Annotated in this window: 12 protein-coding genes; 6 read left to right on the forward strand and 6 right to left on the reverse strand. The window is 67.3% G+C overall.

The window, feature by feature from the left end; all coding sequences use genetic code 11:
- On the reverse strand, positions 1-1,014 hold the full coding sequence (locus ACIIOY_RS11380; protein WP_411034781.1) for a LysR substrate-binding domain-containing protein: 1,014 nt from the start codon (positions 1,012-1,014) through the stop codon (positions 1-3).
- 179 nt (positions 1,015-1,193) lie between these two features.
- Here ACIIOY_RS11380 and speB point away from each other — a divergent pair, with 179 nt between their 5' ends.
- The 6 genes from speB (at position 1,194) to ACIIOY_RS11410 (ending at position 6,957) form a co-directional block, all read left to right on the forward strand.
- The gene (gene speB, locus ACIIOY_RS11385; RefSeq protein ID WP_411034782.1) at positions 1,194-2,246 is read left to right on the forward strand and encodes an agmatinase; all 1,053 of its coding nucleotides are present in this window, start codon (positions 1,194-1,196) and stop codon (positions 2,244-2,246) included.
- A 66-nt stretch (positions 2,247-2,312) separates the two neighbouring features.
- Positions 2,313-3,401: an ABC transporter substrate-binding protein gene (locus ACIIOY_RS11390; RefSeq protein WP_411034783.1), complete on the forward strand. Its 1,089-nt coding sequence runs from the start codon at positions 2,313-2,315 to the stop codon at positions 3,399-3,401.
- Between the two features lie 81 nt (positions 3,402-3,482).
- Positions 3,483-4,517 carry an ABC transporter ATP-binding protein gene (locus tag ACIIOY_RS11395; RefSeq protein WP_411034784.1) on the forward strand — a complete coding sequence of 345 codons (1,035 nt, stop codon included), beginning with the start codon at positions 3,483-3,485 and terminating at the stop codon, positions 4,515-4,517.
- Complete coding sequence (locus tag ACIIOY_RS11400; protein ID WP_411034785.1) at positions 4,514-5,368, forward strand: ABC transporter permease; 855 nt, start codon at positions 4,514-4,516, stop codon at positions 5,366-5,368. The genes ACIIOY_RS11395 and ACIIOY_RS11400 overlap by 4 nt, the downstream gene beginning before the upstream one ends.
- On the forward strand, positions 5,365-6,162 hold the full coding sequence (locus ACIIOY_RS11405; protein WP_411034786.1) for an ABC transporter permease: 798 nt from the start codon (positions 5,365-5,367) through the stop codon (positions 6,160-6,162). The genes ACIIOY_RS11400 and ACIIOY_RS11405 overlap by 4 nt, the downstream gene beginning before the upstream one ends.
- 12 nt (positions 6,163-6,174) lie before the next feature.
- Positions 6,175-6,957, forward strand: coding sequence for a carbon-nitrogen hydrolase family protein (locus tag ACIIOY_RS11410; RefSeq protein ID WP_411034787.1), 783 nt, complete (start codon positions 6,175-6,177; stop codon positions 6,955-6,957).
- A 147-nt stretch (positions 6,958-7,104) separates the two neighbouring features.
- Here the strand turns inward: ACIIOY_RS11410 and ACIIOY_RS11415 are convergent, their stop codons facing one another.
- The 5 genes from ACIIOY_RS11415 to ACIIOY_RS11435 form a co-directional block, all read right to left on the reverse strand.
- On the reverse strand, positions 7,105-8,775 hold the full coding sequence (locus tag ACIIOY_RS11415) for an amidohydrolase (protein WP_411034788.1): 1,671 nt from the start codon (positions 8,773-8,775) through the stop codon (positions 7,105-7,107).
- 20 nt (positions 8,776-8,795) lie between these two features.
- On the reverse strand, positions 8,796-9,977 hold the full coding sequence (locus tag ACIIOY_RS11420) for a serine hydrolase domain-containing protein (RefSeq protein ID WP_411034789.1): 1,182 nt from the start codon (positions 9,975-9,977) through the stop codon (positions 8,796-8,798).
- A 75-nt stretch (positions 9,978-10,052) separates the two neighbouring features.
- On the reverse strand, positions 10,053-11,087 hold the full coding sequence (locus ACIIOY_RS11425; protein ID WP_411034790.1) for an extracellular solute-binding protein: 1,035 nt from the start codon (positions 11,085-11,087) through the stop codon (positions 10,053-10,055).
- Between the two features lie 17 nt (positions 11,088-11,104).
- A complete protein-coding gene (locus tag ACIIOY_RS11430; RefSeq protein ID WP_411034791.1) occupies positions 11,105-11,917 on the reverse strand; it encodes an ABC transporter permease in 813 nt (270 codons plus the stop codon).
- Positions 11,910-12,836: an ABC transporter permease gene (locus ACIIOY_RS11435; protein WP_411034792.1), complete on the reverse strand. Its 927-nt coding sequence runs from the start codon at positions 12,834-12,836 to the stop codon at positions 11,910-11,912. Before ACIIOY_RS11435 ends, ACIIOY_RS11430 begins: the two co-directional genes overlap by 8 nt.
- Position 12,837: the final 1 nt, after the last annotated feature.

The raw sequence follows: 12,837 nt of genomic DNA on the forward strand, positions 1-12,837 counted from the left end.
TCAGGCGCGGGACTTGCGCTGCGGGGCGGGGGTGGTGCGGCGCTCGGCGGGGGCCGAGACCGGACGGAAGGCGTCCGCCGTGCGGCCGCGCCCGCGCAGCAGCATGCGGGCGGAGGCCTGCGGGTCGGGAAGGGTCTCCTCCAGCGCGGCGAAGAGCCAGTCGATGAACACCTTGACGATCGGCGTCTGGCGCGCCGCCTGCCGGCAGGCGACATAGAAGGCGTCGTTCGCTGGCACCGTCAGGTCGAAGGGTACGACGAGCTCGCCGCGGGCGATCAGGTTGCTGGCGGTGATCGTGTCGCCGAGCGCGATCCCCTGGCCGTGCAGGGCCGCCTCGGTGGAAAGGCGCGCGTCGCTCATGAAGTGCTGGCGGCCGCGCACCATGTCGAGCGCGTCCGCCGCGGCAAGCCAGGTGTTCCATTCGCGCCCGTCGTCGCCGTGGAACAGCGTGTGATCGCAAAGGTCCCGCACGGAGCGCAGCGGCCGGCTGTTGAGCAGCGTCGGGCTGGCGACCGGGAAGAGCTTGAGGCGCGACCACAGGCGCGTCCAGTAGTCCGGCCAGTTGCCGTCGCCGTAGAGCACGCAGACATCCGCCTCGAGCGAGCGCAGGTGGTCCGGATCGTTGGAGGGGATCAGCGTCACGCGCACGCCGGGATACTGGTCGGTGAAGGTGTTGAGGCGCGGGATCAGCCAGAGCGAGAGCAGGGCCGGCACGCAGGTCACGATGAGGTCGCCGCGCGTCTCCGGCTGCTTCATCAGCGCGGTCGCGGCCGCGATCTCGTTGAAGGCGCTGGTCACGGCCGGCAGCAGCAGCGCGCCCTGCGCCGTCAGCTTCAGCCGCTTGCCGCCGCGCTCGAACAGCGCCGTGCCGAGCGATTCCTCCAGCGCGCGGATCTGGTGGCTCACCGCGCCGTGCGTGACGTTCAATTCGCGCGCGGCGGCCGAGACGGCGCCCCGGCGGGCGGTCGCCTCGAAGGCGCGGAGCGGATTGAGCGGCGGCAGGCGCGACGTCATGCGGCGGAACCGGGATTGTGAATTTTTCTCACGGCGAGTGCTATAACAATGCCAATTGATTTTCCAGACCGTTTGCAACGATACTGCGAAAAACGAGGGCGGAGCCCCGGGGGAACCTATCGACATGCTTTTGCACCGGCCCCCGGTCCGCCCGCATTTCCAACGGATGAGGCAGGACGATGGGCAGCAGCAAGCTCGATGAACTGAGGGCGAAATACGGCGAAAGCCGCGGCGGCGAGATGTTCGACCCGGCCTTCCGCAAGGTCGCCGACAAGATCTTCACGAAGAACGGGACGCGCGTCGCGCCTTATGCCGGCGTGCCGACCTTCCTGTCCGCGCCCTACAGGCCCGTCGAGGCGGAGAACCCGGATTTCGGCGACCTCCAGGTGGCGATCACCGGCGTTCCGATGGACCTCGGCGTCACCAACCGGCCGGGCTCGCGCTTCGGGCCGCGCGCCCTGCGCTCGATCGAGCGCATCGGCCCCTACAACCACGTGCTGGGCTGCGCGCCGGTGCAGGAGCTGCGCGTGGCCGACATCGGCGACGTGCCGTTCCAGAGCCGCTACCGCCTGGAGCTCAGCCATGAGGACATCGAGAAGCGCTTCGGCCAGATCGTCGATGCCGGCATCGTCCCGCTCGCCGTCGGCGGCGACCATTCGATCACCCATCCGATCATGAAGGCGGTCGGCAGGAAGCAGCCGGTCGGCATGATCCACATCGACGCCCATTGCGATACGGGCGGCCTGTTCGACCAGACGAAGTTCCACCACGGCGGCCCGTTCCGCAACGCGGTGCTCGACGGCGTGCTCGACCCCGCCCGCACGATCCAGATCGGCATCCGCGGCTCGTCGGAATACCTCTGGGAATTCTCCTACGATTCCGGCATGACCGTCATCCACGCCGAGGAGGTGAGCGGCCTCGGCATCCCGGCGATCATCGAGAAGGCGAAGGCCGTCGTCGGCGACGGGCCGACCTACCTCTCCTTCGACATCGACAGCCTCGACCCGAGCTTCGCGCCCGGCACCGGCACGCCGGAGATCGGCGGGCTGACCACCCGCGAGGTGCTGGAGCTCATCCGCGGCCTCAAGGGCGTCAACCTCGTCGGCGGCGACGTCGTGGAGGTCGCCCCGCAATACGATGCTACCACCAACACCGCGCAGGCGGGCGCCCAGGTGCTCTTCGAAATTCTGAGCCTCATGGTATTCAGCCCTTCCGTGGCGCGGACGGCCTGACGTAGAATACACCAAAGGGAACGAACCGGCCCGGATCGACCGGCCGGCAAAAAGGAGAAAATGACGATGCGTGACATCCTCAAGACCAATGTCAGCCGCCGCGCCGTACTCGGCGCGGGCGTCGCCGGCGCCTCGCTGCTTGCCATGCCGGCCGTGCTGCGCGCACAGGACAAGTCGCTGAAGGTCGGCGTCTACGGCGGCTACTTCAAGGATTCCTTCGACAAGAACATCTTCGCGGACTTCACCAAGGCGACCGGCATCGCGGTGGAATCGGTCGCCGAGCCCACCGGCGAGGCCTGGCTCGTCCAGCTCGAGCAGGCGGCAAGGGCCGGCCAGGCGCCGGCAGACGTCTCCATGATGTCGCAGGTCGCCATGCTGAAAGGCCAGTCGACCGAGCTCTGGGCGCCGCTCGACGTCGCCAAGATCCCGAACGCCTCGAACCTCATCGACCACTTCGTCAACAAGTATCCGGACGGCCGCGTCGCCGGCATCGGCGCCGTCGCCTGGTACATCACGCTCGTCACCAACACCAATGTCTACAAGGAGGCCCCGACCTCCTGGAGCGCGCTGTGGGACCCGGCGAACGCCGACAAGCTCGGCCTTCTGGCGCTCGTCTCCAACTCCTTCCTGCTGGAAGTGACCGCCAAGACCCATTTCGGCGGCACCAACGCGCTCGACACCGAGGAAGGCCTCCTCAAGGCCTTCGAGAAGCTCGCCGAGGTCAAGCCGAACGTGCGGCTGTGGTACCGCGATGAGGCGCAGTTCGAGCAGTCGCTGAAGTCGGGCGAGATCCCGATGGGCCAGTATTACCACGACGTGACGGGCCTTGCCGCGGCCGACGGCCAGCCTGTGCGCTCCACCTTCCCCAAGGAGGGCGGTATCCTGGATTCGGGCTGCTGGGCGCTGTCGCGCGCATCGCAGAAGGTCGAGGAGGCCCACACCTTCATCAACTACATGAGCCAGCCGCCGATCCAGGCGACGCTGTCGCGCAAGGTGGGCACCGCGCCGACCGTCAAGCGCGACCTGCTCGACCTCACCGCCGAGGAGTTCGCCGCCGTCTCCTCCGACATCGAGCCGATCATCCCGCGCTACGATCTCTACACCTCGAAGGCCGACTGGCTGAACCAGAAGTGGACGGAGATGATCGCGGGCTGATAAAAGCCCGATACGACCTCCGGCCGCCCGCTGATCCGGGCGGCCGGAGCCGAAACGTGAAGCGCGCCGAGCGGAGACCCGATGTCCGGACTGACCCTTGAGAACGTCACCAAGCAATTCGGCACGTTTACGGCCGTCAGGGATGTCCGGCTGACCGTGCCGCACGGCACCTTCGTCTGCCTGCTCGGCCCTTCCGGCTGCGGCAAGACCACGCTGATGCGCATGGTCGCCGGCCTCGACCTGCCGACCAGCGGCGCGATCCGGCTCGACGGCAGGGACATCACCAACGTCCCGACCCACAAGCGCGACCTCGGCATGGTCTTCCAGTCGCTTGCCCTGTTCCCCCATCTCACCGTCGGCGAGAACATCGCCTATTCGCTGCGCATCCGCGGCGTCGGCAGGGAGGAACAGAAGAAGCGCGTCGACGAACTGCTGGCGATGGTCCACCTGACGGGCTATGCCGACCGCCCCGTATCAAAGCTCTCCGGCGGCCAGCGCCAGCGCGTCGCCATCGCCCGCGCGCTCGCCATCTCGCCGAAGCTCTTCCTGCTCGACGAGCCGCTCTCCGCCCTCGACGCGAAGCTGCGCGAGGCCATGCAGGTCGAGCTGCGCCAGCTCCAGCAGCGCCTCGGCATCACCACCATCGTCGTCACCCACGACCAGCGCGAGGCCATGACCATGGCCGACACGGTCGTCGTCATGAACGGCGGCGAGATCCGCCAGGCCGCCCCGCCGGTCGAGATCTACCGCCGCCCGGCCGACACCTTCGTCGCCGACTTCATCGGCATGACCAACCTCATCGACTTCAAGGCGGAGGGCGCGGGCGCGAGCGTGCTCGGCGCGTCGGTCCCGGGCCTTCCCGTCCCGGCCGGCCTCGCCTCCGGCGTCCTCTCCGTCCGCCCGGAGGACGTGCACCTTGCCGCCCCCGGCGAGGGCGCGATCACCGGCACCGTCACCTTCATCCGCGACCTCGGCGGCACGATCGAGACCTTCGTGGAGGCGGGCGGCAAGCAGATCGTCGCCGTCTCGATGCCGAACGCCCGGCCGGACGTCTCCGTCGGGCAGTCCGTCGGCATCCGGCTCGACCCGGCCGATTGCGTGGTGCTGAAGTCATGAGGCGCGAGGCCCCGCAGAAGCTTTCCGACTACGGCCCGCTCGTCTTCCCGGCGGGCATGCTGACCGTCTTCTTCGTCGTGCCCTTCGCCACGATGATCGCCGTCTCCTTCTTCCGGCGCGATCCGGCCGGCTTCTACTCGGCCGATTTCGTCTTCGACAACTATGCGCGCTTCCTCAGCCTCTTCTTCGGCAAGGTGCTCGGCTTCTCGCTGTTCCTCGCCGTCGCGGTCGCCATCGCGTGCGTCGTCATCGCCGTGCCCTTCACCTACCTGCTCTCGCGGGCGAGGCGCCGCACGCAGGTGCTCTGGCTGGTGGCGCTGCTCTCCATCCTGTCGCTCTCGGAGGTCATCATCGGCTTTGCCTGGTCGACGCTCTTCTCGCGCACCGCCGGCATCACCAACCTCCTCGTCACGCTCGGCCTGATGAACGAGGCCGTGGCGCTCAACCCGAGCCTCGGCGCGGTGCTGACCGCCATGGTCTACCAGGCGCTGCCCTATACCGTGCTCGTGCTCTACCCCGCCCTCGTGCGGCTCGATCCGACCCTGACGGAGGCGGCGCGCACGCTCGGCGCCTCTCCGGTGAAATCCTTCTTCACCGTCGTCGTGCCGGCGCTGAGGAACACCATCGTCGCCACGCTGATCATGGTCTTCATCTTCGCGCTCGGCTCCTACCTCCTGCCGCAGATCCTCGGCCGGCCGCAGCACTGGACGCTCTCCGTGCTCATCACCGACCAGGCCATCTACCAGTCCAACATGCCGTTCGCCGCCGCCATGGCCGTGTTCCTCGTGCTGGTCACGCTCGGCCTCGTCGCGCTCACCGTCTATGCCGGCCGCAAGGGAGAAGCCGCATGAACACGCTGCTGCAACGGCTCTATCTCGGCCTCGTCGGCCTATTCCTTTCCCTGCCGATCATCGTGGTGGCCGGCGTTTCGGTGAACGAGAAGCAGACCCTCGCCTTCCCGCCGCAGGGCTTCTCGCTCGGCTGGTACGGCGAGATCTTCACCAATGCCGAATGGCGCAATGCCCTCGTCGCCTCGGTGACGCTCGCGGCGCTGTCGGCGGCCGTGGCGCTTGCCATCGCCCTGCCGCTCGCCTGGTTCCTCTGGCGGCGCCACGCGCCCTGGGCGAACGTCTTCCAGGTGCTCGGCATCGCGCCCTTCACGCTGCCGCCGGTCATCACCGCGCTCGGCCTGCTCACCTTCTGGGCGACGACCGGCTTCTACGGCCAGCCGGCGACGGCGGTCGTCAGCCACGCCATCTTCTTCGTCACGCTGCCGCTGGTGACGCTCTCGCTCGGCTTCTCCTCCATCGACCGCTCGCTGGTGGAAGCCGCTGCGACGATGGGCGCGGACGACCGTACCGTCTTCCGCACCGTGGTCCTGCCGCTCATCCTGCCCTATCTCGTCTCCGGCTATGCGTTCGCCTTCGTGCTGTCGCTCAACGAGTACATCGTCGCCTACATGACGGTCGGCTTCACGATGGAGACGCTGCCGATCAAGATCTTCAACGCGCTGCGCTACGGCTACACGCCGACGATGGCCTCGGTCACGGTCCTGTTCGTCGGCATCGCCGCCGTGGTCTTCGGCCTCGTCGCGCGCTTCGGCGACCTGCCGAAGCTGCTCGGCGCCATGTCGTCGCGGGATTAGGAAAGACAGACCATGCGGATCGCCGCCCTCCAGATGCATGCGATCGCCGGCGACGGCGAGGCCAATATCGAGCGTATCGCCGCCGCTGCCGCCGATGCGGCGGCGGGCGGGGCAAGGCTCCTCATCGTGCCGGAGCTCGCCGTCACCGGCTACGGGGCGGGGGAGGCGGCCTTCGGCCGGCTCGCCTCGCCCGCGACGGGTCCGGTGGCGGAACGGCTCAGCGCCATCGCGCGGGAACATGCGCTCGCCATCATCGCCGGCTTCGCCGAGAAGGAGGGCACGCATATCTATAACAGCGCGCTCTTCACGGACGGCATCGGCACCAACGCCGTCTACCGCAAGTCCCATCTTTACGGCGATTACGAGCGCGACGCCTTCCATCCCGGCGTTCCGGCCTCCGTCATGGTGGAGCTCGGCGGCATCCGCCTCGGCATGCTGATCTGCTACGACGTGGAGTTTCCGGAAAACGTGCGCCGCCTGGCGCTCGCCGGGGCCGATCTCGTCGTCGTGCCCACGGCCCTGCCGAAAGGCCCGTCCGGCACCTTCATCGCCAGCCACATGATCCAGGTCCGCGCCTTCGAGAACCAGGTCTTCGTCGCCTACATCAACCATTGCGGCGCCGACGACCGCTTCACCTATGCCGGCCTCTCGCGCATCGCCGCCCCGGATGGCAAGCTCCTGGCCGAAGCGCCAGCCGAGGGCGAAACCCTCCTCTTCGCCGAAATCCGCCCCGAGGACTACGCCAGGTCCCGCGCCGAAAACACCTACCTCGTCGACCTCGGCCGCCAAGCTTGAGACGCGCCGCGGTTGTGGGGATCCTCGGGTCAAGCCCGAGGATGACGGGGGGAGGAGGTTTCGGGCCTATCGAACGGCGCGGCGCGCGCAACCGCCGCGTGGGTGGTGGTGTTGCCGGATCCGGCGGGCGGCGCTCGCCGCACCGCCTCACGCCTGGTAGGTGATGCGCCCGTCGCACATGGTCACGACCGGGCGGATGGCGGAAAGGTTCGCGAAGTCCGCCGCCTCCACGTCGTCGGAGAGCACGACGATATCCGCGAGATAGCCGGGCTTCAGCACGCCCTTGCGGTCCTCCATGAATTCGACCCAGGCGCCGTTCCTCGTATAGGCGGCCAGCGTCTCGTGCAGGGAAAGCCGCTCATCCTTCATGCCCTCCTTCCAGACCGTGCGCGTCATGGCGCACTCGATGCAGTGCATCGGGTCGAGCGGGGAGACCGGCCAGTCGGTGGCGAAGACGATCGGCACGCCCGCGTCGACCAGCGTGCGCCAGGCGAAGGCATAGGGCCAGCGCTCTTCGCCGATATAGGAGAGGTAGGGCTCGGTCGGCAGGCCGGCGCTGCCCGGCGGATGGGTCGGCTGCATCGAGGCGACGGTGCCGAGCTCTTTGAAGCGGGGAATGTCGTCCGGGTGCACGACCTCGATATGCTCGATGCGGTTGCGGCTGTCGCGCTTGCCGTTCGCCCTGATGGCCGCCTCGTAGCCGTTCAGCACCATGCGCACCGCGCCGTCGCCGATGGCATGGACCGCGACCGGCAGGCCGAGCCTGTCGGCGGCGATGGCGATCTCGTCGAAGTGCGCCTGCGAGAACAGCGGCTCGCCCTTCCAGCCCGGCTGGTGGCAATAGTCGTCGACGAAGACCGCCGTGCCCGATTCCGTCACGCCGTCCATGAAGAGCTTGACGAAATCGCAGCGCAGGCGATCCGAATTGAAGCGTGCGCGCCAGGCCGCCGCCTTGGTCTCGAGGTCCGACAGCGGCATGAAGTTCTTCATGTGGAAGGGCATGCGCACGCGCACCGGCAGGCCGTCCGTCCGCTCGATCTCGTCCAGCATCTCCAGCTGGTAGAGGCTGCCGTCCATGTTCTGCAGCGAGGTGATGCCGAGCGAGGCGACATAGGCGAGGCCCTCCTTGAGGATCCCGATGTCGCCGGCCCGCTCCGCCGCCGTCACGTGCTCCGGGTCGCCGCCCGTGCCGACGCCGAGCATCTCGCGCCCGCCGGTTTCGCCGAGCGCCGAGACCGGGCGGATAGCGTTGCTCTCGCGCAGCTCCCCGTTGGCGAGCCCGTCCTCGCCCATGACGATCTCGTTGCCGACGCCGACGTCGCGGCCTTCGAGGATGCCGCCCATCTTCAGCGCCAGCGTGTTGGCCCAGGCGGTATGGTGGTCGGGCGCGAAGATCAGCACGGCGCGGTCCGGCAGGATGCGGTCGAGGTGGTGGCGCGTCATGCGCTCGTCGTCGGAAAGGATGGTGTAGTCGGCATGCTGGGCGATCAGCAGCTTTCGCTCCGGATACTGCGCCGCATAGGCCTTCAGCGCCGCCGCGAGCGCGTCGAAGCCCTTGACGCCCATGAGCGAGAGCTCGCGCAGCTCGGCCGAGCCGCCGAAGATGTGCATGTGCGCCTCGTTGAAGCCGGGCAGGACCGTGCCGCCCCCGGCGTCGATCACATGGGTGTCGGGGCCGGAAAAGGCGTCGATCTCGGCCTCGGAGCCGACGGCGAGGATGCGGGTGCCGGAGACGGCAACCGCGCCGGCGCGCGGGTTCGCCTCGTCCATGGTCAGCACCCGCGCGTTGCGGATGATAAAGCTCGCTTCGGTCTGCATGGCGTGTTCCCTCGGTGTTGTCAGATGGACCGGCGGCAGAGCGCCCGGAAGAAGGTGAAGATGTCCTGGTTCTCCTCGTCGCCCAGCGGCTCGGGCTGGGAGGAGAGCTTGACGATGACGGTCTCCGCGCTCGGGTCGACATAGAGCCACTGGCCGTGGATGCCGATCGCGCAGAAGGCGCCGTCCGCCTCGCCGGACTGGTACCACTGGCTGCGGTAACGTCCGTTCGGCAGGTCGACATTGCGGCCCTCCTGCCAGGCCTGCCGGTCGCCGTTCTCCTGCATGTCGCGGATCCAGCCTTCGGGAACGACCTGCCGGCCGCCCCTGACGCCGTGGTTCCTGAGGAGTTCACCGAGCCGGGCAAGGTCGCGCGCCCTCATGGAGACGCCGCCGGCCGTGCGCGGTGTGCCGACCGCGTCCACCGTGACGTCCGCGTCGCCCTTCGCGCCCATCGGCTTCCACAAGAGCTCCGAGGCGAGGTCGGCGAAGCGTGCGCCGGTGACGCGCTCGATGACGACGCCGAGGAGGTCGGCATTGGGCGAGGCGTAGTAGAACGGCCCGCCATGCGGCCGCTCGGCCTTCCGAAGGGTGAGCAGGAAGGAGGCCAGCGTCTCCGGCTCCGCGTCCTTGATCGGCGGGTTCCACAGCATGGCGCGGCGATAGCGCGCGAACGCGCCGTGGGGATCGAGATAGGCCTCCTCGAAATCGAGGCTGACGCGCATGTCCAGCACGTCGCGATAGGTGCAGTCGCCGTAGACGCTGCCCTTTGCCTCCGGCAGGTAGTCCGTCACGGGCCGGCCGGGGTCGATGAGGCCGTCGGCCTCCAGGATGCCGGAGATCACCGCCGTCAGGGATTTGGAGATGGAGAAGACGAGATGCGGCGCGTTGGGATCGGCATGCGGCGCATAGTATTCCGCGACGATCTCGCCCCGGCGCATCATGACGAAGGCGTCCGTATGGGCGGACTCCAGGAAGGCGCGGGCGTTTTCCGCGCCGGCAAGCCCGGTCTCCATCGGCGCGTCGAGGAAGGCGTCGCTGACGAGCGGCACCTCCGGCGCCGGAACCTCCGCGGCGATCACCGCCGTCGGCACGAGGTCGCGGACGTTCTGGAAGGTCCAGCGGCTATAGGGAGCGGTGCGCCAGTTGGCGAGCGTGACGTCGGCGCGGGAAAAGCCGTGCCTGTCCTTGAAGGTCCTGATCATTGCCATTCCAGCCGGAGCGCGGGAAGGCGGATGCCTTCCCGCGTCCGGCAGTCCTCTTCTTGCGGGCTGGGCCGCTTACTTCTGCAGTTCGGTCCAGATCCTGGTGTAGAGCTCCTGCACCTCCGGCGGGCAGGCGAGGTTGAACTTGCCGGCGGCCTTCAGCTCTTCGGGAACGACGATCTCCGGCGCGTCCTTCATGTCCTCGGGCATGAAGGGCTCGGAACCCTTGATGCCGTTCGCATAGCGGGCGAAGGCCGACAGCATGGCGGCGTTTTCCGGATCCATGATGAAGTTGAGGAACAGCTTGGCGTTCTCGACATTCTTGGCGTCCTTGAGGATGGCGGCATTGTCCATCCAGACCGGATAGCCTTCCTTCGGGTAGCCGTAGATGACGTCGGGGTTCTGCAGGCGGGCGCGGAAGGACGCGCCGTTCCAGTTCACGCCGGCGCCGAGGTCGACCTTGGTGTACTTCTCGATGTTGCCGTAGTCCATCGAGATCCATTTCGGCTTGGCGGCGGTCAGGATGTCGCGCGTCTTCTTCAGCACCTCCAGGTCGCCGGTGCACGGCTCGCCGCCCGCATAGGTCACGGCCATGTGCATGACGTCCGACATTTCCGGCACGACGTTGACCTTGCCGACGAGTTCGGCCGGCGGATCGAGGAAGATCGCCGACGTGTTCGGGTCGCCCGCGTAGATCGACTTGTTGACCGTCACGCCCGTGGTGCCCCACAGCCACGGGACCGAATAGTGGCGGCCCGGATCGAACGGCACGTCCACCCATTGCGGATCGACGTTCTTGAAGTTCTCCATCTGGTCGGGCCGCGATTCGAGCAGCAGGCCTTCCGATATCCAGATCGGCATGACGCTTGCCGACGGCACGACGATGTCGAAGCCGTGGCCGCCCTGGCGGATTTTCGCGAGCGCGGTGTCGTTCGAATCGTAGTCCGTGACGGTCACCTTGACCTTGTGGGCTTCCTCGAACTTCTTGATCATCTCCGGGCTGGTGTAGTTGCCCCAGTTGAAGATGTTGAGTTCGCCCTCCGCATGCGCGATGGCGGTGGAGGCCATCAAGCCGGCGGCGAGCGCGATCAGTCCCAGTTTCGTTTTCATCGGCTGTTCTCCTTTATCTATTCGTTGTCTCCCTGAGGCGGACGGCTCAGGAAGAAGAAGAGGGTGACGATCGCCAGCGACAGCACGAGGAAGGCCGTCGAGATGGCGTTCATCTCCGGCGTCACGACGCGCCGCAATTGCCCGAGCATGTAGGTCGGCAGCGTGTCCTGGCCACCGGACTTGACGAATTCGGTGATGACGACGTCGTCGAGCGAGATGACGAAGGCGAGCATCAGGCCTGCGAGGATGCCGGGCCAGAGCAACGGTAGCGTGACGTAGCGGAAGGTCTGGAAGGGCGAGGCGTAGAGATCGGCCGCGGCCCGCTCCAGCGAAAGGTCCATGCTTTCCAGGCGCGCGCGGATCGGCATGTAGGCGAAGGGCACGCAGAAGGCCGAATGGGCGACGATGAGGTAGCCGAGGCCGGAATAGCCGGTCCACACCTTGACGCGCGAGAAGAGGATGAGCAGCGCCACCGCCGTCACGATCTCCGGCACGAGAAGCGGCATGTTGATGATGGAATATTTGAAGGTGAGGCCCCGGTAGGGCGCCGTGCGCGTGGTGGCGATGGCCGCCAGCGTCGCGCAGGCCGTCGCGATGACCGCGGCGACGGCCGCGATGCGCAGCGACCGCCAGGACGCCTCCATGACCTGCTGGTTGTTCCAGGCACTTTCGAACCAGCGAAGCGAAAAGCCTTCCCAGGTGGCGATCGACGTGCCCGAGTTGAAGGCATAGACAACGAGGGTCGCGATCGGCAGGTAGAGCAGGAAGAAGCAGAACATCGCGATCGTCGCGAAGCCCGGCTGGCGCTTGATCGAGAAGGACCTAGCCATGGGCGCCGCCTCCGGTCTTCGATGCGTTGCGGACGTAGTAGAGCATGGCGAAGAGGACGATGATGACGAGGGTGACGGAAAGGGCGGCGCCGAGCGGCCAGTTGCGTCCCTGGCCGAACTGCAGCTCGATTAGGTTGCCGATCATCAGGTTCTTGCCGCCGCCGAGGACGCGCGGCACGACGTAGGACGAGAGGGCCGGCACGAAGACGAGGATGGATCCGGCGATGATGCCGGGCTTGACCAAGGGGATGATGATGCGCCGCAGCACGCCGAAGCGCGAGGCATAGAGGTCGTAGCCCGCCTCGATCAGGCGGAAGTCGAGCTTTTCGAGGCTCGCGTAGAGCGGCAGCACCATCAGCGGCAGGAACACGTAGGTCATGCCGAGCATGATGGCGAAGTCGGTGAACATCATCTGGATCGGCGCCGAGATGATGCCGATCTTCATCAGGAGCGAGTTGACGATGCCTTCGCTGCGGATCACCTCCTGGATCGCGAAGGTGCGGATCAGCATGTTCGTCCAGAAGGGGATGGTGATCAGGAACAGCCAGAGCGAGCGGTTGCGCGGCGCGCGCGTCGCGATGAAATAGGCGGTGGGAAAGCCCAAGACCAGGCAGAGCACCGTCGTGGCGAAGGCGAGCTTGACACTGCGCCAGAAGATCGAGAAATGCGCGTCGGCGAGCGAGACCGTCTCGTCGAAGATGTCGCGCGTGAAGAGGACGTTGAACCAGCCCTCCGTCGAGAACTCCCATTTCACGTCGCCGTAGCTGCCCGGCGCGAGGAAGGAATAGAGCACCACGATGAGGAGCGGGCCGACGCCCGCCGCCAGGATGAGGAGGAGGGCGGGAGTGCTGAGCAGCCAGCGATCCCGGATGTCCTTCTTCTGCCGTTGTTCGTCGACGTCCCGGGCGCTGACCGTCATG

This window comes from Shinella agrisoli (assembly GCF_046557955.1).
Classification (GTDB): Bacteria; Pseudomonadota; Alphaproteobacteria; order Rhizobiales; family Rhizobiaceae; genus Shinella.